This is a genomic window from Sphingomonas kyeonggiensis (assembly GCF_030812785.1).
GTDB classification, from domain to species: Bacteria; Pseudomonadota; Alphaproteobacteria; order Sphingomonadales; family Sphingomonadaceae; genus Sphingomonas; species Sphingomonas kyeonggiensis_B.
In genome coordinates, this window is record NZ_JAUSTJ010000002.1 from 1478552 (window position 1) to 1496128 (window position 17577).

Consider the following 17577-nt stretch of genomic DNA (forward strand, 5'->3'; position numbering starts at 1 on the left):
CGCCCTTAGGCTCCGAAATGTTCCGTAACGGGGCTATCGGAGGCGCGGGCGAGCAATGCGCGGGCCTGGTCGACGTGCATCGTCTCGATCATCCGGCCTTCGTAGCGCTCGGCACCGCCGGTCGCCGCCGCGATCAGGGCGCGGGCCTCGGCGAGCTCCTGTTCGGTCGGGCCGAAGGCGCGGGCAGCGATCTCGATCTGGTTGGGATGGATCAGCGACTTGCCGTCATAGCCGAGCGCCCTGCCCTCGCGGCACTCGGCGGCCAGCGCTTCGGGATCGTCGAGCCGGTTGAACACGCCGTCGAGCGCCCAGACCGCATTGGCGCGGGCGGCGAGCACGATGGTCTGGAGCGCTACGCCCATCTGCCCGCGGCCGCTCGATGGCGGCAGGCGGAGCGAGGCAGCGAGATCGTTGGTGCCGGCGATCAGGCCCGACACGCCGGGCACCGCGGCGATCTCGGCAGCGGCGAGCACCCCGAGCGGCGTCTCGATCATCGCCAGCAGCGGCTTGCCGAGCGCCTTTGCGACCTGGGCGACATCGGCGGCGCTCTCGGCCTTGGGCAGCACGGCGAAGTCCGCGTGCGAGGCAGCGACGGCGGCGACGTCCTCCAGATGCTCGCCCGACTCGATGCCGTTGAGCCGGATCGCGGCGAGGCGCGGGCCGAAGCCCTGGACCATGGCTTCCACCGCAGCGGTGCGGGCAGTCGCCTTGTCCGCGTCCTTCACCGCATCTTCCAGGTCGAGGATCACCAGGTCGGCGGAGAGCCCCCGCGCCTTCTCGATCGCACGGCGGTTGGACGCCGGCAGGAACAGGGCGGTGCGCGGTGCGAGACGGGCTGTGGTCATGGCCCCTCTCTATGCTAGCAAGAAGCAAATCGTGAAGGGGGAGTCGGAATGCTCGTACTCAATGTTTTCCTGGGCGCGGTGGCCGTGGTCGTCGTGCTCTACCTCTTCTCCAGCGTGACGATCGTCCGCCAGGGCTATCAATACACGATCGAGCATTTCGGCCGCTTCACCAGCGTCGCCGGACCGGGCTTCAACTTCTACCCCGCCTTCTTCTACCGGGTTGGCCGGCGGGTGAACATGATGGAGCAGGTGATCGACATCCCCGGCCAGGAGATCATCACCAAGGACAATGCGATGATCTCCACCGACGGCGTGGTGTTCTTCCAGGTCCTCGACGCGGCCAAGGCGGCCTATGAGGTGAGCGACCTCTATATCGCGCTGCTCCAGCTCACCACGACCAACCTGCGCACGGTGATGGGCTCGATGGACCTGGACGAAACGCTGTCGAAGCGCGACGAGATCAACGCGCGGCTGCTCTCGGTGGTCGATCACGCGACCACGCCCTGGGGCGTGAAGATCACCCGCGTCGAGATCAAGGACATCCGCCCGCCCGCCGACATCGTCAACGCGATGGGCCGCCAGATGAAGGCCGAACGCGAGAAGCGCGCCAACATCCTCGAGGCCGAGGGTACCCGCGCTTCGGAGATCCTGCGCGCCGAGGGCCAGAAGCAGTCGAAGATCCTCGAGGCCGAAGGCCGGCGCGAAGCCGCCTTCCGCGACGCCGAGGCGCGCGAGCGCTCGGCCGAGGCGGAAGCCAAGGCGACCCAGCTGGTATCGGACGCGATCGAGGCGGGATCGAGCCAGTCGCTCAACTACTTCATCGCGCAGAAATATGTCGAGGCGGTCGGCAAGTTCGCGACCTCGCCCAACGCCAAGACGATCCTGTTCCCGGTCGAGGCGACGCAGCTGATCGGCACGCTGGGCGGCATCGGCGAGCTGGCCAAGGAGGCTCTGGGCAATGGCGGCGCACCGCGTCCGCCGGCGCCCCCTGCCCCGCCGCGCCCGCGGCCATTCGAACCCAAGGAGGGGTGAGATGGACTTCAACCAACTGCTCGCCGTGCCGGGCCTCGCCTGGCTTATCCTTGCCGCGGTGCTGGCGATCGCCGAGCTGCTGGCGCCGGGCATCTTCCTGGTGTTCATCGCTGCCGGCGCGGCGGTGACCGGCGTGGTCACGCTGCTGGTGCCGGCATTCGACCTGGTGTTCGAGGTGTTCCTGTTCGCGGCGGCATCGGCGGCGGCGGTGGCGGTCGGGCGGCGCTGGTATCGCCAGAACCCGGTGCCGAGCGCGGACCCGCTGCTCAACGACCGCGTCGCCCGGCTGATCGGCCAGGTGGTCACCGTGGTCGAGCCGATCACCGCCGGCCGGGGCCGGGTGAAGGTGGGCGACGGCGAATGGCCGGCGAGCGGCCCCGACACCCCCGCCGGCGCGCATGTCCGCATCACCGGCGCACGCGGCGGCTCGCTCGACGTCGAGCCCGCCTGATGTTTCTTTCTTCGTCATCCCCGCGAAGGCGGGGATCCAGGGTTACAAGCGACACCGCTCTTGGCTCTGGATCCCCGCCTTCGCGGGGATGACGATTACTCCGAGGATTTCGTATGGACACCACTCGCCGTCAGTTGCTGCTCGGCGCCGGCTCGACGCTCGCGCTCGCCGGTACCCCCGCCACGGCCCGCGCGTTGCTCGCGCAGAACGACGCGCCCGCCCAGGCGCTGATCGACCGGGTCGCCGAGCAAATGCTGCGCGACTATCCGGAGACGTCGACCACGCTCGGCATCGACAAGGACAAGCGCGCGAACCTCAAGCACCAGCTGATGGACCGATCGCTGAAGGGCCAGGCAAAGATCGCCGCCAACCTGAAACAGACGCTGGCCGATATCGCAAAGCTCGACCTGAACGCGCTGAGCCCGGCGATGCGCACCCATATCGATGTGATCCAGGCGAGCTTCTCCAACGCGTTGAAGGGCTTCGCCTTCGGCTATGGCGACGTCCCGACCGGCGGCTGGCGCAACACGCCCTATGTGGTGGTGCAGAATGTCGGCGCGTTCCTCGATACGCCGCGCATGCTTGACAGCGACCACCAGATCGCGACGCCGGAGGATGGCGAGGCCTATCTCGACCGGCTGGAAAGCTATGCCGAGCAGGTGGACGGCGAGACCGAGCGGCTGAAGATCGCGGCGCGCAAGGGCGTGATCGCCCCTGACTTCCTGCTCGACAAGTGCCTGAAGCAGATCAGGCTCGCCCGCAGCGGCAATCCGGCCGGCTGGGGCGTGGTGACCTCGGTCGCCAACCGCACCGCCGGAATGAACGGCGATTTCGGCGAGCGCGCCTGGTTGCTCGCCAAGGACAAGCTCACCCCTGCCCTGGACCGCCAGATCGCCGAGCTGGAGAAGCACCGCGCCCGCGCGACCAGCGATGCCGGCGTGTGGAAGTTCAAGGATGGCGATGCCTATTACGCCTGGGCGCTGAGCGCGGGCACGACGACGACGATGACGCCTGACGAGGTCCACAAGATGGGCCTCGATCAGCTGGCCAGGATCCAGTCCGAGATGGACGCGATCCTCAAGAAGGAAGGCTATTCGCAGGGCTCGGTCGGCGCGCGGATGGAAGCGCTGGCCAAGGACCCGCGCTTCGCCTTCGCCGAGAGCGATGCGGGCCGCGCCGAGATCATCAAGTTCATGCAGGACCGCATCGCCGACATCCGCGGGCGGATGCCGCAGGCGTTCCACACGCTGGTGAAGGGCAATGTCGAGGTACGCCGCCTGCCGCTTGAGGAGGAGCCGGGGGCACCCGGCGCCTATGGCGGCGCGGGATCGATCGACGGAACGGTGCCGGGCAAGGTCTGGCTCAACCTGCGCACCACCAGCCTGCACACCCGCTTCAGCGTGCCCGACCTCGCCTATCACGAGGGCATTCCGGGCCATGTCTGGCAGGGCGAATATGCCAACCGCATGCCGCTGATCCGCAGCATCCTGGCGTTCAACGCCTATTCGGAAGGCTGGGCGCTCTATGCCGAGCAGCTGGCCGACGACCTGGGCGTCTATGCCGAGAACCCGGCGGAGAAGCTCGGCTATCTCCAGTCGCTGGGCTTCCGCGCCTGCCGGCTGGTGGTCGATACCGGGCTGCACGCCAAGCGCTGGACACGCCAGCAGGCGATCGAGTGGTTCGTCACCGCCAACGGCTCCTCGGTCGAGGAAGTCTCGGGCGAGGTCGACCGCTATTGCTCCTGGCCGGGCCAGGCCTGCGGCTACAAGGTGGGGCATAGCGAGATCAACCGGCTGCGCGACCACGCCAAAGCGGCGCTGGGCGACCGCTATGACTTCCGCGCGTTCAATGACGCGGTGGTGCTGGGCGGCAATGTGCCGATGACCGTGCTGGGGCATGTGATCGACCGGCACATCGCGGAGCGCAAGGCGTGATCCTGCGGCGCTGGCGCGGCGTGATCCGCACCGCGGAGCGCGATGCCTATCGCGACTATATCGCGGCGACCGGCGGCACCGACTATACCGCGACGCCGGGCAATCTCGGATTCCAGATGCTGTTCCGCGACCTGGGCGACGGCACCACCGAAGTGACGACGCTGAGCTGGTGGAAGAGCCTGGACGACATTCGCGGCTTTGCCGGGGACGATATCGCGATCGCGCGCTACTATCCGGAGGACGATCGCTACCTGCTCGAACGGCCGCTGCACGTCGAGCATCACGACGTGGTGGCGGACAGTATCCTCTCGTCCGAATGACCTGGCGCCCGCGTTACGCACTGGCCGCCGCCTTGCTGTTGGCGGTGGAGGTGGCGATCGCGCTGTTCGTGCGCGATCGTTTCGTCCGGCCCTATCTGGGCGACGTGCTGGCGGTGATGCTGGTCTATTGCGGGCTGCGCGCGGTGCTGCCGTTTCGGGCGCTGCCGGCGGCGTTGCTGGCCTTCGCGATCGGGGCGGTGATCGAGTTCGGCCAGGCGATCCATGTGCTCGACCTGCTCGGTGTGCACAATCGGGTGGCACGCGTGGTGCTGGGCGGGAGCTTCGAATGGCTCGACTTCGTCGCCTATGCGGCGGGGGCTGTGGCGGCGCTGATAGTTGAGCGGTTCATTCAACCATAATCGTCACCCCCGCGAAGGCGGGGATCCAGAGCCACGGACACTGACGCCTGCAACCCTGGATCCCCGCCTGCGCGGGGATGACGGAAAATGGCTTACTGTTTCCCGCCGAGCAGGCCCGAGGCGAGGCCGCCGATCTGGCCAAGCACGCCCGCGCCATCGCCCTTGAGCAGATCGGCGAAATGACCGAGCGAGCCTTCGCCGCCGATATGGCCGATGATCTCCTGGAGCTTGTCCACCGGCAGGCCGGTCGCCGAGGACGCGCCTTCGGCGGTGTCGACGTCCATCGGGTGGAACTTGGCGAGCGCCTGCACGGCCTGCTCGACATGCTCGGGCGAGAGACCGACCTTGGCCGCGAGATTGGCGATGTCCGCGTTCTGCGTGACCTGGCCGAGGATACCGTCGAGAATGCTCATGAATCTGCTCCTGTTACGATGGGTTCGGAACGGGAGCGTATCTAGCACATCCGCATGGCTCAGCCCAACGGCAACGGTGCCCGGTCCGGCGGAACGAAGCCCCGGCGCGCCGGGACGGAGAAGAGCCGCTCGCGGCTGTAGAAACCGAGCGGCCAGTCGCGCCGGCCCATGGGCGATGCGAGCAACGCGTTGACGCGCTGGGTGAGCCCGGTTTCCTCGGTCTGCGACAGGAACAGGCGCACGCCGGCGACATAGGCCCGCGTGATCGTGTCGTGATAGCCGCCCTTGTCGTCGTTCACCCCGCCGACGCTTTCGTTGAAACGGGAGATCAGGCCGGCGATCTCGGCGTCGACATCCACATCGGGCCGCTCGGCGAGCAGATAGAGGCAGGCGGCGAGATGCGCCTCGTGGGTCCACTCCTCCCTGGCGAGCGAACAGGCGAGCAGGCCTTCGCCGAGATGGACGATCTCGGCGTCGGTAGCGAACAGTCTTGGCGAGAACTCGGTCATCGATCGGGCTCCTGTCGCCCGATCGATGACCGGGCCGGTTAGGCGGTAGCTGTCACTTGCGGTGCGGCCTCGCGGACGCCTTGATCCACATGATCCGCGAATTGGGCGAAGTTCTCGACGAACTGGTCGACCAGGCGGCCGGCAGTCGCGTCGTAATCCGCCTTGTTGTTCCAGGTCGCGCGCGGATCGAGGATCGCGCTGTCGACGCCGTTGACCGCGACGGGGACCATGAAGCCGAAATTCGGATCCTTGCGGAACTCGGCCTGGGCCAGGCTGCCGTCGAGCGCGGCGTTGAGCAGCGCGCGCGTCACCCGGATCGGCATGCGCTTGATGCCGGGATCGGTGGCGCGGCCGCCGCTCCAGCCCGTGTTGACCAGCCAGCAATCCACTCCGCCCTTCGCGATCCGCTCCTTGAGCAGATTGCCGTACACCGCCGGATGACGCGGCATGAAGGCGGCGCCGAAGCAGGTGGAGAAGGTCGCCTCGGGCTCGGTCACGCCGATCTCGGTGCCGGCCACCTTGGCGGTGTAGCCCGAGAGGAAGTGGTACATCGCCTGGTCCGGCGTCAGCTTGGCGATCGGCGGCATCACCCCGAAGGCGTCCGCGGTCAGGAAGATGATGTTGCGCGGGACCGGGCCGAGGTTGCGCTCGGAGGTGTTGGGGATGAAGTCGATCGGATAGGCACCGCGGCTATTCTCGGCCAGGCTGTTGTCCGCCAGGTCGAGCGTGCGGCTCTCCTCGTCCATCACGACATTCTCGAGCACCGTGCCGAAGCGCCTGGTGGTCGCGAAGATCTCCGGCTCGGCCTCGGCCGACAGGTTGATCATCTTGGCGTAGCAGCCGCCCTCGAAATTGAAGACGGCGGTGTCCGACCAGCCATGCTCGTCATCGCCGATCAGCGTGCGGCTGGCATCGGCCGAGAGCGTGGTCTTGCCGGTGCCCGACAGGCCGAAGAACACCGCGGTGTCGCCTTCGGGACCGATATTGGCCGAGCAGTGCATCGGCATAATGCCGTCGACCGGCAGCAGATAGTTGAGCAGCCCGAAGACGCTCTTCTTCATCTCGCCGGCATAGGCGGTGCCGCCGATCAGGATCAGCTTCTCGGTGAAGCTGACCGCGATCACCGTCTCGCTGCGGCAGCCATGGCGCTCGGGATCGGCGCGGAAGCTCGGCAGGTCGATGATCGTGTATTCGGGCACGAAGCCGGCCAGCTCGGCACCCTCGGGGCGGACGAGCATCGTGCGGATGAACAGGTTGTGCCAGGCCAGCTCGTTGATCACGCGGACGTTCACGCGGTGCTCGGGCTGCGAGCCGCCGTACAGGTCCTGCACGAACAGCGTGTCGCGGTTCGCCAGCTCGGCGAGGAAATCGGCCTTGAGCGCCGCGAAATGCGCCGGGCTTATCTCCTTGTTGACCTTGCCCCACCAGACGCTGTCCTCGGTCGTCGCGTCGCGGACGATGAACTTGTCCTTGGCGCTGCGGCCGGTGTGCTTGCCGGTGGTGACGACCAGCGGGCCGTCCTTGGCCAGCTTGCCCTCGCCGCGGGTCACGGCCTGCTCGACGAGCTGGGCGGTTTCGAGGTTCCAGAAAATATCGGCGCCCGTCCCGATGCCCATCGCATCGAGACCATGGCGCGGCATGCGCTCGGTCAAATTAGCCTCCGTCTCCACACACCCTTTGGGGTGTCCTTGCCCGGGCTGTTCTCGCCCAGTGCAATATTATTGCGTGGCCATAGGCCCGCGCCGGAAACAGGGTCAACCCGAGTAAACGTTGTCAGCCGATTGAGCGGCAAAGAAGTTTCGGTTACGCCGTCCAATCAATGGTTCCGAGTGCCCCAAACGCATGACCGCTACGATCGCGCTGGTCGATGACGACCGCAATATCCTGACCTCCGTCTCGATCGCCCTGCAGACCGAGGGTTTCCTGACGCGAGTCTATTCCGATGGCGAAAGCGCGCTGAAGGCGCTGATCGACAATCCGCCCGACCTGGCGGTGCTCGACATCAAGATGCCGAAGATGGACGGGCTCGAACTGCTGCGGAAGCTGCGGGAGAAGAGCACGATCCCGGTGATCTTCCTGACCAGCAAGGACGACGAGCTGGACGAGGCGCTGGGCCTGGCGATGGGCGCGGACGATTATATCGCCAAGCCCTTCTCTCAGCGTCTTCTCATCGCCCGCATCCGCGCGATCCTGCGCCGTACCGAGGCGGCCCAGCCCAGCACCGAGGGCGGCGAGGAAGTCACTGCCGAAGCGCTGGAGCGCGGCCGGCTGACCATGGACCCGGCGCGCCATCGCGTGACCTGGAACGGCACCAACGTGACGCTCACCGTCACCGAGTTCCTGATCCTCGAGACGCTGGCGCAGCGCCCGGGGATCGTGAAGACCCGCAACCAGCTGATGGATGCCGCCTATCAGGACGACATCTATGTCGACGACCGAACGATCGACAGCCACATCAAGCGCGTCCGCCGCAAATTCCGGCAAGTCGATTCGGAATTCGATGCTATCGAGACGCTCTATGGCGCGGGCTACCGGTTCTCGGACGAGTAAGGACGAGCGCGACCTCGCGCTCAAATGGTCCAATCGCGTCAGCCTGACGCCGCGAATCCTCGCGGTGAACATCGTCGCGCTCGCCTTGCTGGGCGGCGGCTTCTCCTATCTCGACTCGTTCCGCAGCCGGATCGTCGACAGCCGGGTGGAGCAGGCGAGCCGCGAAGTGCGGCTGATCGCCCAGGCGCTAGCCTCGACCAAGGACGAGAAGCGCCGCGACCTGCTGGTGCTCAGCCTGGCGCGCGACACCGGCACGCGGATCCGGCTGTTCGACGAGAAGGGCAAGCTGCTCGCCGACAGCAAGGTGCTGGGCCTGCGCAACGTGGTGTTGCGCGATCCGGACAAGGATCCCTGGGGGATCGAGGCGGCGCGCATCCTCGATGCGGTGATCGACACCGTGGCGGGCGCCGACCGCGCCCCGCTCTACCGCGAGCGGGCCGCCGACCAGGGACTCGACTGGCCCGATGTGCGCACCGCCGTCTCGGCGCACGGCACGCCGGCGACGGTGTGGCGCGCGCCCGATCGCACCCCGGTGATCACCGCCGCCGCGCCGATCACCGAGCTGGGCGTGGTGATGACCACGGTCAACGCCCGCGACATCACCCAGACGGTGCGCGCCGAGCGCTTCCGGCTGGGCATGGTGCTGCTGTTCGTCTCGGTCTTCTCGATCCTGCTCTCGCTGTTCCTCGCCCGGACGATCGTGCGGCCGCTGCGCCTGCTCGCCCGCGCGGCGATCCGGGTGCGGCTGGGCCGTGCCCGCGAAGTGGTGGTCCCGCGCCTGCCCGACCGCAGCGACGAGATCGGCCTGCTCGCCCGCGCGCTCTCCGACATGACCCAGGCGCTGCGCGCGCGGATCGACGCGACCGAGGCCTTTGCTGCGGACGTGACCCACGAGCTGAAGAACCCTCTCGCCTCGCTCCGCTCCGCCGTCGATGGGATGGCGGCGGTGAAGAAGAAGGAACACCGCGACCAGCTGCTCGAGATCGTCCGCGACGACGTGCTGCGGCTCGACCGGCTGATCACCGACATCTCCGAGGCCTCGCGCCTCGACGCGCAGCTGAGCCGCGCCACCTTCGAGCCGGTCGATATCGGGGCGATGATCCAGGCGCTGCTCGACCAGCGCGAGGCGCGCGGCATTTCGAACGGCATCCGCATCGCCTTCGATCGCAGCGCCCATGTCGAACTCACTGTCCTGGGCGAAGGCGCGCGGCTGGAGCGGGTGTTCGAGAACCTTATCGAGAACGCCATCTCCTTCTCGCCGCCCAAGGGGCTGATCGCGATCTCGGCGGCCAGCGACGAGGAATATCTGACGATCCGCGTCGAGGACGAGGGCCCCGGCGTGCCCGAGGAGGCGCGCGAGAACATCTTCCGCCGCTTCCACTCGGTGCGCCCACAGGACGAGGCGTTCGGCCAGCACTCCGGCCTGGGGCTTGCCATCGCCCGCACGATCGTTGAGGGCCACCAGGGGAGCATTTCAGTCGAATCGCGGGAGGATCGATTGAGCGGGGCACGATTCGTCGTTCGTCTGCCACTGGCGGGACGCAACTAAATGGCTGAGCTGTCTTCGGAATCCATTCTGGCCGCCTGTGTGGCGATCGATGGGAAAGGCGTGTTGATCGAGGCGCGCGACGATGCGCAGCGCACCGATCTGCTGCTCCGGCTGCTCGATCGCGGCGCCACCCTGGTGGTCGATGCCCGCACCGTCTGCGTGCGGCGGAGCAAGACGCTGTGCGCCACGGTGCCGGCGGGCACCGGCGGGCGGGTCGATGTCCGAGGTATCGGCGCGGTGGAGATGCCCAACCTCGACGAGGCGCCCGTCGCGCTGGCCGTGGTGGTGCTGGACGACGTGCCGCGCCTGCCCGAGGACCGCCGTACGCGCCGCATCGCGGGTGTCGAAATCCCGGTGCTGGCGCTCGGCCCCTCCGAGCCCGCCGCTCCCATCAAGGTCGAATATGCGCTAAAGGCCTTCGCACGATGAGCAAGGCGCGGCCCAAGCAGATCCTGCTCGTCACCGGCATGTCCGGCGCGGGCAAGTCCACGGTCCTTCGAACGCTCGAGGATTTGGGCTGGGAAGTCGTCGACAACCTGCCGCTGCTGCTGCTCAACCGCCTGCTCGACACCGCGCCCTCCGAGGGGCTGGACGTGGATGACGACCGGCCGCTGGCGATCGGCATCGGCACCCTGACGCGCGGCTTCGACCCCGAAAGCATCGTCCGCCGCATCAAGAAGCTGCGCGAGGATCATGGCCATGACGTCGGCACACTGTTCCTCGAATGCTCGGGCGCCGAGCTGGAGCGCCGCTATTCGGAGACGCGCCGCCGCCATCCGCTCGCCCAGGATCGTCCGGCATGGGACGGGATCGCCCATGAACGCGAGCTGCTGACTCCGCTGCGCCGCTGGGCGAATCGGCTGATCGACACGACGGACCTGAGCTCGAACGAGCTGGCCCAGCAGATTCGCGCGACCTTCTCGGGCGAAGGCCTGGGCGAGACGGTGATCTCGGTGGTCTCCTTCGGCTTCGCCCGCGGGCTGCCGCGCGACGCCGACCTGGTGTTCGACATGCGGTTCCTGCGCAACCCGCACTGGGTGCCGGAACTGCGGCCGGGGACCGGCAAGGACGCCGATGTCTCCGCCTATATCGCCGCGGACCCTGCCTATCCCGAGGCGATGGCGCAGATCGAGTCGCTGCTGCTGCTGCTGCTCCCGCGCTACCAGGCGGAGGGGAAGGCCTATGTTACGATAGCGTTCGGATGCACCGGAGGCCGCCACCGGTCGGTTCATGTCGCCGAACGGATGGCCGCCCGGTTGCGCGCCGCGGGTTTTTCGCCCACGGTGGCGCATCGTGATACCAAGACCGCGCCGCAGGACTCGCTGGAGGGGGCCCCGGTGACCACGGCAGGGGGCGGAGTTTGAGATGATCGGTTTGGTGCTCGTGACGCACGGACGACTCGCAGAGGAGTTCGTAGTCGCGATGGAGCATGTAGTGGGCAAGCAGGAGCAGATCGCCTCGATCTGCATCGGGCCCGAGGACGATATGGAAGGTCGCCGCGCGGACATCGCCGAGGCGATCAAGAGTGTCGATTCGGGCCGCGGGGTGATCGTGCTGAGCGATCTGTTCGGCGGCACGCCGTCGAACCTCGCCATCTCGCTGATGGAGGCCGGCCGGGTCGAGGTGATCGCGGGCATCAACCTGCCGATGCTGATCCGCCTGGGCAGCGCCCGCAAGACGATGAAGGTCACCGAAGCGGTGGCCGCCGCCCGCGACGCGGGCCGGAAATACATCACCGTAGCATCCGAAGTATTGGGAGAGGCTGCCGCTTGAGTCGCACGATCCGAAACGTCACGATCTCAAACAAGCGCGGCCTGCACGCGCGTGCCAGCATGGCCTTCGTGACGCTCGCCACCGCCCAGCCGGTCGAACTCACCGTCGAGAAGGACGGCAACACCGCCTCGGGCACGTCGATCCTCGACCTGATGATGCTCGGCGCCGCCAAGGGCGACACCATCTCGATCAGCGCGGAAGGCGCCGGCGCGGACGGCGCGGTGCAGGCGCTGGTCGAGCTGGTCGAGGCGCGGTTCAACGAGGAGTGATCCATGCGCTCCTGCCGACGCAGGAGCCCAGGATTGCAAGCTCCGTCGCCCGTGACTCTAGGCTCCTGCTTTCGCAGGAGCACGAGAGAAGCTAGGGGAACTGATGCCTCGCGAAATCACTGCCTTTTCCAATCCGCTCATCAAGCGCGTCCGCAACCTGCGCGACAAGAAGCATCGCCGCGAGGAAGGCCTGTTCCTCGCCGAGGGGCTGCGCATCCTGACCGAGGCGCACGAGGCCGGGCGGGTACCGGAATATCTGTTCTACGCCAGGGACATGGCCGGCCATGCGCTGGTCCGCGCGCTGGTCGACGCGACCGAAGCCAAAGGCGGATGGGCGGTCGAGACCAATGCCGACATCCTCTCCAAGCTCTCGGGCAAGGACAATCCGGGCGCCGTGGTCGGCGTCTATCCCGACTTCGCCGTCACCCTGGCCGATCTCGACCGGAGCAGCTCGGGCATCTGGCTGGTCGCCGAGCGGCTGCGCGATCCGGGCAATCTGGGCACCATCCTGCGCACTGCCGATGCCGTGGGCGCGGGCGGGCTGATCCTGATCGACGACTGCGTCGATCCCTTCTCGGTCGAGGCCGTACGTGCCAGCATGGGGGCGCTGTTCACCGTGCCGGTGGCGCGGTCGAGCTGGGGCGACTTCCTGGTCTGGCTGCGCAAGGGGCCGGGCCAGTTGGTCGGACTCAGCCTCGACACCGAGCATGACTATCGCGCGCCGCTCTACGCAGCGCCGACCTTCCTGCTGACCGGCAACGAGGCGCAGGGCATGCCGGGCTTCATGGCCGAGGCCTGCGACCTGCTGGTCAAGATCCCGATGCTCGGCAAGGCGGACAGCCTCAACGCGGCGATCGCCACCGCCGTGATGGCCTATCAGGTGCTGGGCCAGCAGCGAAGCTGAACGCCAGCTAATCGTTACGGCCATGGGCCATTCAGACCGTCCCACGCATTGTGTTCCGCATAGAGGGAGTGAACCAATGCGACTTTCGACCATCGCCGCCGCCAGCCTGATCGCGCTGACCGCCCTGCCCGCCGCGGCACAGGGCCAGGCCGATTATCGCGCCAGCGGCACCGAGCCGTTCTGGAGCCTGACCATCGGCGCGCGGACGATGCGCTTCGAGGCGCCGGGCCGCCAGCCGGTGAGCGTGCCGACGCCCAAGGTGATCCACGGCTTTGCCGGCGAGATGTGGCAGACGCGCCGGATCAACGTGAACACCAACCATCGCCCGTGCAGCGACGGGATGAGCGACCGCAGCTATCCCGACACGGTGACCGTCACCGTCGACGGCCGCACCTATCAGGGCTGCGGCGGCGAGCCGCGGGTCGAGGCCGGCAGCGGCCTGATCGACGGCAGCTGGCAGATCAGCGCGCTCAACGGCCGTCCGGTGGTGCGCGGCACCCGCCCCTCGGTCTCGTTCGACAAGGGCCGCGTCTCCGGTAACTCGGGCTGCAACCGCTTCACCGGCAGCTACAGCTTCACCCGCGGCCGGCTGACCACCGGCGGGGTGGCGAGCACCCGGATGGCCTGCCTCGACCGGGCCCGGAACCTGCAGGAACAGGCGATCCTGGGCCTGCTCGGCGAGCGGCTGACCGTCTCGTCGGGCAATCGCGGCGGAGACAGGCTGGTGCTGACCGGCGCCCGTGGCCGCACGATGACGCTGGTCCGCGGCCGACCCTGACCGGGTTTCCAGGGCGCGCGGCGGTGGCGAGGCCATCGCCGCGCGTTCCTACACCGTACCTCGCGGCGACTCGGCAAAGTCCACGAAGTTCACGCCCGGAGCGGGTTTTCCCGGCGCCTAAGTTGACACAGTTCCCGTGAACGCGACGCATCTCGCAACATCCTTGCGTGCGCGTGATCCTATCTTTCCAACCGTGCAAAGAGCGGCCCGGTCAAAGAACCCGGCCGCGGGAGCCAAGCAGGCGAAATCCTACATTGCAAGGATGCCGTGAGGGCCTTGATTGGCGTTGAGCCCAAAAAGCCCTCCCCCTTGATGGGGGAGGGTTGGGTGGGGGTGACCTCTCCACAAGCGAGACAGTCTGGGGAGAGGTCACCCTCACCCTCCCACCGCCTCCGGCGGCGGCCCCCTCCCTCTCCCATCAAGGGAGAGGGGTATGAGCGCCAGTCTACCGGCGTGTAGCCCCTAGCCCGTCTTCTTCTTCGCCTTCTGCTCCTCGATATATTGCAGCTCGTCCTTCACCTTCTGGTCGTTCGGCGAGACCTCCAGGCATTTGCGGAACAGCGCCGCGGCCTCGTCGAGCCGGCCCATCTCGATCATGTCATAGGCCATGCCGAACCAGGCGCGGCGCAGCGATTTGTTCCGCCGGTCGCCTTCCTGGCGCAGCGCCGAATCCGCGGCGCGGGCGTAGAAATCATAGGAGCGCTGCCAGTTCCTCTGCGCCTGATAGGCATAGCCGAGCTCGGACAGATAATGCGGATGGAACGGCGCCAGCGCCACCGAGCGCTCGAGGAAGGGCACCGCCGCATCGAGCTGCTTCAGGTCGATCAGCGCGAAGCCCTTGGCCCATAAAGCGATGCACCAGCCGCCTTCCGCCAGCGTGTAATCCTTGCCGGCGACCCCGGCATAGGCCTTGGTCTCGGCCGGCTCGACATCGCACAAGGGCTTGGGCTTGCCGGCATAGCGGCGCTCATAGTCGGCGAGCAGCGGGTTGAGCTTGTCCACCGCCAGCTGCGGCTGGCCGCCCTGGATCAGCTGGACGATCTCGCCGAGCCTGGCATCGGTCGTCGCTTCCTGGGCGACAGCGGTGCCGAGCGGTGCCGAGGCAAGCAGGAGCGCAAGAACAAGCTTCATCGAATTCCCCTCCATCCGATTCGGACCCGAAACCTAGCGGCAAACGCCCCGGCCGCCATAGCGCAGGTTATTCCGCCGCTTCCGCCTCCGGCTCGCCGGCATGGCTGGCGAGCAGCTCGACGGGGGGCACCGCCTCGATCTCGCGCGCGCCGGTCTCGACGTTCAGCTCCTTGAGCTTGCGCGCCGAGACCAGGGCGCGGGTCTCGAGGCTGGAAGCGAAGGTGTTGAAATTCTTGACCGCGGTGTTGAGCCCCGAGCCGACCACGCGCAGATCGCCCAGCGCCTTGGCGAGCCGGTCGTACAGCTCCTTGCCGAGCTCGCCGATCTGGCGGGCTTCCTTGGCGAGCTTTTCCTGGCGCCACACCGCCGCGACGGTGCGCGCGATCGCGATCAGGTTGGTCGGGGTGGCGAGCAGCACGCGCTTCTCGAAGGCGAAATCCCACAGGGTGGGATCGAATTCGAGGGCGGCGGAGAGGAAATGCTCGCCCGGCACGAACATGATCACATAGTCAGGCGCCTCGGCGAACTGGCTCCAATAGGCCTTGTTGCCCAGCCCGTTGATATGCGCCTTCATCGAAGCGGCGTGCGCGGCGAGGCCGATGCGGCGCTCGTCCTCGTCCACCGCGCCGAACGCGTCCTGATAGGCGTTGAGCGAGACCTTGGCGTCGATCACCAGCGCGCGGCCACCGGGCACATGGACGATCGCATCGGGCCGCAGCCGCCCGCCATCCTCGCCGGCGACGTTCACTTCGGTATCGAAATCGGTGTGTTCGGAGAGGCCGCAGGTCTCCAGCACGTTGCGCAGCTGCTGCTCGCCCCAGCGGCCGCGCGCCTTGGGCGCGTTGCGCAGCGAATTGACCAGCTTGGCCGCCTCGGCGCTCACCCGCTCCTGGCCGATCCGCATCTGCTCGATCTGGCCCTTGAGATCGCCGAACGCATCGCGGCGCTCGGCCTCGACCTTGGCGACGCCCTCCTCATAGCGCTGGAGCCGCTCGTTGACCGGCTGGAGCAGCGCCTTGAGGTTCTGGCCCGAAGTCTGCTCGGATTCCTTGAACCGCTCCTCGGCACGCTTGAGGAACGCCTCCTGCGTCTCGGTGAGCATCGTGCCGGCAAGCTCGCGGAACTGGCCGGCCATCGCGTCGCGCGCGCCCTTGAACTCGGCGAGCCGCTCCTCGAACGCCTCCGCCTTGGCGCGCAGCTCGGTGAGCTGGAGGCGCGCATCGTCGCGATCATCGCGCAGAAGCTCGACCTGGGCGCGCAGCGCCTCGGCATGGCTGGCGCGCTCCTCGGCCGCCGCCAGATCGGTGATCGCCGCCTTGAACTGCGCCTCGCGCGCATCGCGCTCGGCCCGCATCTGCGCTGCCGGGCGACCGCCAAGGAACATGCCCAGGCCGAGCCCTATGACGAGCGCGGCGACCGCAACCCCTAGCGCCAGCAAATCCAACACGAGCCTCCCGGAAGTTCACCAAGTTCACGACATGCACGCGCGGGAGACGCCCGATCGGGCCCGCACCCCGCGCGAAGGTGCCGATGCCCGGGAACATAACTCGAACGATCCGTGTAGGACAGGGTTAATTTAGGGTCCGGTTTCGACCCATCTTCACTTGTCTGCATATGTCCGATCCCCGACCATATGGCACCGCCCGAAATCGGGGGAATCGAGGGTCGCGCGTTCGCATTCGTCCCATCGCAACCAGCGAAAAAGGAACACGCACATGGCCCTCACCTACCATATGACCCGTGGATGCCTGAACAATGTCGATGACGCCGCCGGCCGCTTCCAGATCGAAGGCGGCAAGCTCAGCGACGCCAAGAAACAGCCCGTCGGCACCTATTCGATCGTGCGGCGGATCAGCTGCGGCACCGAGGCGTTCAACACCGCCCAGGTCTGGATCACGCTGTTCTTCGGCAAGCTGCCGGATACGAAGATTCCGCCCGAGAACATGACGCTGCACGGCTCGCACGACTTCAACAGCGGCGACGGCGTGGGCAGCGTCAGCGCGGCATCGAGCAGCTTCGCCGCGCAGATCGGCAAGCAGTACAAGTCCGCATCGTCGAGCGGAACGATCGTGATCGGCTGACGCGGTACCCAAGGGGCCGCGCGCCGGAGATCAGGCCGCGGCCCTGCGGGCCTTGTTGAGCTTCTTGAGGATCATGTCGCGCTTCAGGCGCGAAAGATGGTCGATGAAGACGATCCCCTGCAGGTGATCCATCTCGTGCTGGATGCAGGTGGCGAGCAGGCCCTCGAACAGCTCGTCATGCGCGGCGCCATTCTCGTCGAGCCAGCGCACGCGGCAGCGCGCGGGACGCTCGACATCGGCGAACTGCTCGGGGATCGACAGGCAGCCTTCGGTATAGACCGACTGCTCCTCGGCCGGATCGAGGATCTCGGGGTTGATGAAGACGCGCGGCTCGCGGATCGGCTTGCCGTCCTCGTCCTGGTTCTCCTGGAGATCCATGACGATCAGGCGTTTGGGCACGCCGACCTGGATCGCGGCGAGGCCGATGCCGGGCGCGTCGTACATCGTGTCGAACATGTCCGCGATCAGGTCGCGCAGTTCGTCGGTCACCTCCGCGACGGGTTCGGAGATGAGACGCAGACGCGGATCGGGTACTTCGACGATAGGTAGAATGGCCATGCGGGTAATTTAGGCCAGTGGGGCGCGTGTCGCAAGTTTGAGATTGGTTCACGCGGAGGCGCGGAGAAGAAAGGTGATTTTCGCGCAGAGGCGCAGAGAACGCGGAGATACATCGCTTCTC

General features: G+C 67.3%; 21 protein-coding genes. 14 read left to right on the forward strand and 7 right to left on the reverse strand.

The window, feature by feature from the left end; translation table 11 throughout:
• Positions 1–5: 5 nt before the first annotated feature.
• Entirely contained in the window at positions 6–845 is an 840-nt protein-coding gene (locus J2W22_RS16650; protein WP_307119348.1) for an HpcH/HpaI aldolase/citrate lyase family protein, read from the reverse strand.
• Between the two features lie 48 nt (positions 846–893).
• Here J2W22_RS16650 and J2W22_RS16655 point away from each other — a divergent pair, with 48 nt between their 5' ends.
• The 5 genes from J2W22_RS16655 to J2W22_RS16675 all read left to right on the forward strand — a co-directional run bounded on the left by J2W22_RS16655 (position 894) and on the right by J2W22_RS16675 (position 4941).
• On the forward strand, positions 894–1877 hold the full coding sequence (locus J2W22_RS16655) for an SPFH domain-containing protein (protein WP_307119349.1): 984 nt from the start codon (positions 894–896) through the stop codon (positions 1875–1877).
• 1 nt (position 1878) lies between these two features.
• Positions 1879–2328 (forward strand): NfeD family protein, encoded by a 450-nt coding sequence (locus tag J2W22_RS16660; RefSeq protein ID WP_307119350.1) that lies wholly within the window; start codon positions 1879–1881, stop codon positions 2326–2328.
• Between the two features lie 113 nt (positions 2329–2441).
• Complete coding sequence (locus tag J2W22_RS16665; RefSeq protein ID WP_307119351.1) at positions 2442–4262, forward strand: DUF885 domain-containing protein; 1821 nt, start codon at positions 2442–2444, stop codon at positions 4260–4262.
• Positions 4259–4582 (forward strand): hypothetical protein, encoded by a 324-nt coding sequence (locus tag J2W22_RS16670; RefSeq protein WP_307119352.1) that lies wholly within the window; start codon positions 4259–4261, stop codon positions 4580–4582. Before J2W22_RS16665 ends, J2W22_RS16670 begins: the two co-directional genes overlap by 4 nt.
• Positions 4579–4941, forward strand: coding sequence for a ribosomal maturation YjgA family protein (locus tag J2W22_RS16675; RefSeq protein ID WP_307119353.1), 363 nt, complete (start codon positions 4579–4581; stop codon positions 4939–4941). The genes J2W22_RS16670 and J2W22_RS16675 overlap by 4 nt, the downstream gene beginning before the upstream one ends.
• Positions 4942–5033: 92 nt before the next feature.
• Here the strand turns inward: J2W22_RS16675 and J2W22_RS16680 are convergent, their stop codons facing one another.
• Genes J2W22_RS16680 through J2W22_RS16690 form a run of 3 tightly spaced genes read right to left on the reverse strand, consistent with a single transcriptional unit; the run spans position 5034 to position 7503 of the window.
• Complete coding sequence (locus J2W22_RS16680; protein WP_307119354.1) at positions 5034–5354, reverse strand: hypothetical protein; 321 nt, start codon at positions 5352–5354, stop codon at positions 5034–5036.
• Between the two features lie 59 nt (positions 5355–5413).
• A complete protein-coding gene (locus J2W22_RS16685) occupies positions 5414–5863 on the reverse strand; it encodes a hypothetical protein (RefSeq protein WP_307119355.1) in 450 nt (149 codons plus the stop codon).
• 38 nt (positions 5864–5901) lie between these two features.
• On the reverse strand, positions 5902–7503 hold the full coding sequence (locus J2W22_RS16690; RefSeq protein WP_373422996.1) for a phosphoenolpyruvate carboxykinase: 1602 nt from the start codon (positions 7501–7503) through the stop codon (positions 5902–5904).
• Between the two features lie 202 nt (positions 7504–7705).
• Here J2W22_RS16690 and J2W22_RS16695 point away from each other — a divergent pair, with 202 nt between their 5' ends.
• From J2W22_RS16695 to J2W22_RS16730, 8 genes are all read left to right on the forward strand, one after another.
• A complete protein-coding gene (locus J2W22_RS16695) occupies positions 7706–8413 on the forward strand; it encodes a response regulator transcription factor (RefSeq protein WP_307119357.1) in 708 nt (235 codons plus the stop codon).
• A complete protein-coding gene (locus J2W22_RS16700) occupies positions 8382–9962 on the forward strand; it encodes a sensor histidine kinase (protein WP_307119358.1) in 1581 nt (526 codons plus the stop codon). Before J2W22_RS16695 ends, J2W22_RS16700 begins: the two co-directional genes overlap by 32 nt.
• Positions 9963–10391, forward strand: coding sequence for an aldolase (locus tag J2W22_RS16705; RefSeq protein WP_307119359.1), 429 nt, complete (start codon positions 9963–9965; stop codon positions 10389–10391). It begins immediately after the preceding gene.
• Entirely contained in the window at positions 10388–11326 is a 939-nt protein-coding gene (gene rapZ / locus J2W22_RS16710) for an RNase adapter RapZ (protein ID WP_307119360.1), read from the forward strand. The genes J2W22_RS16705 and rapZ overlap by 4 nt, the downstream gene beginning before the upstream one ends.
• A 1-nt stretch (position 11327) precedes the next feature.
• Positions 11328–11735: a PTS sugar transporter subunit IIA gene (locus J2W22_RS16715; RefSeq protein ID WP_180140673.1), complete on the forward strand. Its 408-nt coding sequence runs from the start codon at positions 11328–11330 to the stop codon at positions 11733–11735.
• Entirely contained in the window at positions 11732–12004 is a 273-nt protein-coding gene (locus J2W22_RS16720; RefSeq protein WP_183995472.1) for an HPr family phosphocarrier protein, read from the forward strand. Before J2W22_RS16715 ends, J2W22_RS16720 begins: the two co-directional genes overlap by 4 nt.
• 103 nt (positions 12005–12107) lie before the next feature.
• Positions 12108–12908, forward strand: a complete 801-nt coding sequence (locus J2W22_RS16725; protein ID WP_307119361.1) for a TrmH family RNA methyltransferase — start codon at positions 12108–12110, stop codon at positions 12906–12908.
• Between the two features lie 76 nt (positions 12909–12984).
• Positions 12985–13686, forward strand: coding sequence for an META domain-containing protein (locus J2W22_RS16730; RefSeq protein ID WP_307119362.1), 702 nt, complete (start codon positions 12985–12987; stop codon positions 13684–13686).
• A 462-nt stretch (positions 13687–14148) separates the two neighbouring features.
• Here the strand turns inward: J2W22_RS16730 and J2W22_RS16735 are convergent, their stop codons facing one another.
• Together J2W22_RS16735 and rmuC are read right to left on the reverse strand one after the other, a co-directional pair.
• The gene (locus tag J2W22_RS16735; protein ID WP_307119363.1) at positions 14149–14817 is read right to left on the reverse strand and encodes a tetratricopeptide repeat protein; all 669 of its coding nucleotides are present in this window, start codon (positions 14815–14817) and stop codon (positions 14149–14151) included.
• 67 nt (positions 14818–14884) lie between these two features.
• Positions 14885–16201, reverse strand: coding sequence for a DNA recombination protein RmuC (gene rmuC / locus J2W22_RS16740; RefSeq protein WP_307119607.1), 1317 nt, complete (start codon positions 16199–16201; stop codon positions 14885–14887).
• Between the two features lie 331 nt (positions 16202–16532).
• Here rmuC and J2W22_RS16745 point away from each other — a divergent pair, with 331 nt between their 5' ends.
• On the forward strand, positions 16533–16898 hold the full coding sequence (locus J2W22_RS16745; protein ID WP_307119364.1) for a hypothetical protein: 366 nt from the start codon (positions 16533–16535) through the stop codon (positions 16896–16898).
• Positions 16899–16928: 30 nt separating this feature from the next.
• Here the strand turns inward: J2W22_RS16745 and def are convergent, their stop codons facing one another.
• Positions 16929–17456 carry a peptide deformylase gene (gene def, locus J2W22_RS16750; protein ID WP_307119365.1) on the reverse strand — a complete coding sequence of 176 codons (528 nt, stop codon included), beginning with the start codon at positions 17454–17456 and terminating at the stop codon, positions 16929–16931.
• Positions 17457–17577: the final 121 nt, after the last annotated feature.

Bases quoted from the DNA above. Each gene is read 5' to 3' on its own strand.
- J2W22_RS16650 (WP_307119348.1), bottom strand. From the start codon at position 845: ATGACCACAGCCCGTCTCGCACCGCGCACCGCCCTGTTCCTGCCGGCG.
- J2W22_RS16655 (WP_307119349.1), top strand. From the start codon at position 894: ATGCTCGTACTCAATGTTTTCCTGGGCGCGGTGGCCGTGGTCGTCGTG.
- J2W22_RS16660 (WP_307119350.1), top strand. From the start codon at position 1,879: ATGGACTTCAACCAACTGCTCGCCGTGCCGGGCCTCGCCTGGCTTATC.
- J2W22_RS16665 (WP_307119351.1), top strand. From the start codon at position 2,442: ATGGACACCACTCGCCGTCAGTTGCTGCTCGGCGCCGGCTCGACGCTC.
- J2W22_RS16675 (WP_307119353.1), top strand. From the start codon at position 4,579: ATGACCTGGCGCCCGCGTTACGCACTGGCCGCCGCCTTGCTGTTGGCG.
- J2W22_RS16680 (WP_307119354.1), bottom strand. From the start codon at position 5,354: ATGAGCATTCTCGACGGTATCCTCGGCCAGGTCACGCAGAACGCGGAC.
- J2W22_RS16685 (WP_307119355.1), bottom strand. From the start codon at position 5,863: ATGACCGAGTTCTCGCCAAGACTGTTCGCTACCGACGCCGAGATCGTC.
- J2W22_RS16690 (WP_373422996.1), bottom strand. From the start codon at position 7,503: ATGCCGCGCCATGGTCTCGATGCGATGGGCATCGGGACGGGCGCCGAT.
- J2W22_RS16695 (WP_307119357.1), top strand. From the start codon at position 7,706: ATGACCGCTACGATCGCGCTGGTCGATGACGACCGCAATATCCTGACC.
- J2W22_RS16700 (WP_307119358.1), top strand. From the start codon at position 8,382: ATGGCGCGGGCTACCGGTTCTCGGACGAGTAAGGACGAGCGCGACCTC.
- J2W22_RS16705 (WP_307119359.1), top strand. From the start codon at position 9,963: ATGGCTGAGCTGTCTTCGGAATCCATTCTGGCCGCCTGTGTGGCGATC.
- rapZ (WP_307119360.1), top strand. From the start codon at position 10,388: ATGAGCAAGGCGCGGCCCAAGCAGATCCTGCTCGTCACCGGCATGTCC.
- J2W22_RS16715 (WP_180140673.1), top strand. From the start codon at position 11,328: ATGATCGGTTTGGTGCTCGTGACGCACGGACGACTCGCAGAGGAGTTC.
- J2W22_RS16725 (WP_307119361.1), top strand. From the start codon at position 12,108: ATGCCTCGCGAAATCACTGCCTTTTCCAATCCGCTCATCAAGCGCGTC.
- J2W22_RS16730 (WP_307119362.1), top strand. From the start codon at position 12,985: ATGCGACTTTCGACCATCGCCGCCGCCAGCCTGATCGCGCTGACCGCC.
- J2W22_RS16735 (WP_307119363.1), bottom strand. From the start codon at position 14,817: ATGAAGCTTGTTCTTGCGCTCCTGCTTGCCTCGGCACCGCTCGGCACC.
- rmuC (WP_307119607.1), bottom strand. From the start codon at position 16,201: ATGTTCCTTGGCGGTCGCCCGGCAGCGCAGATGCGGGCCGAGCGCGAT.
- J2W22_RS16745 (WP_307119364.1), top strand. From the start codon at position 16,533: ATGGCCCTCACCTACCATATGACCCGTGGATGCCTGAACAATGTCGAT.
- def (WP_307119365.1), bottom strand. From the start codon at position 17,456: ATGGCCATTCTACCTATCGTCGAAGTACCCGATCCGCGTCTGCGTCTC.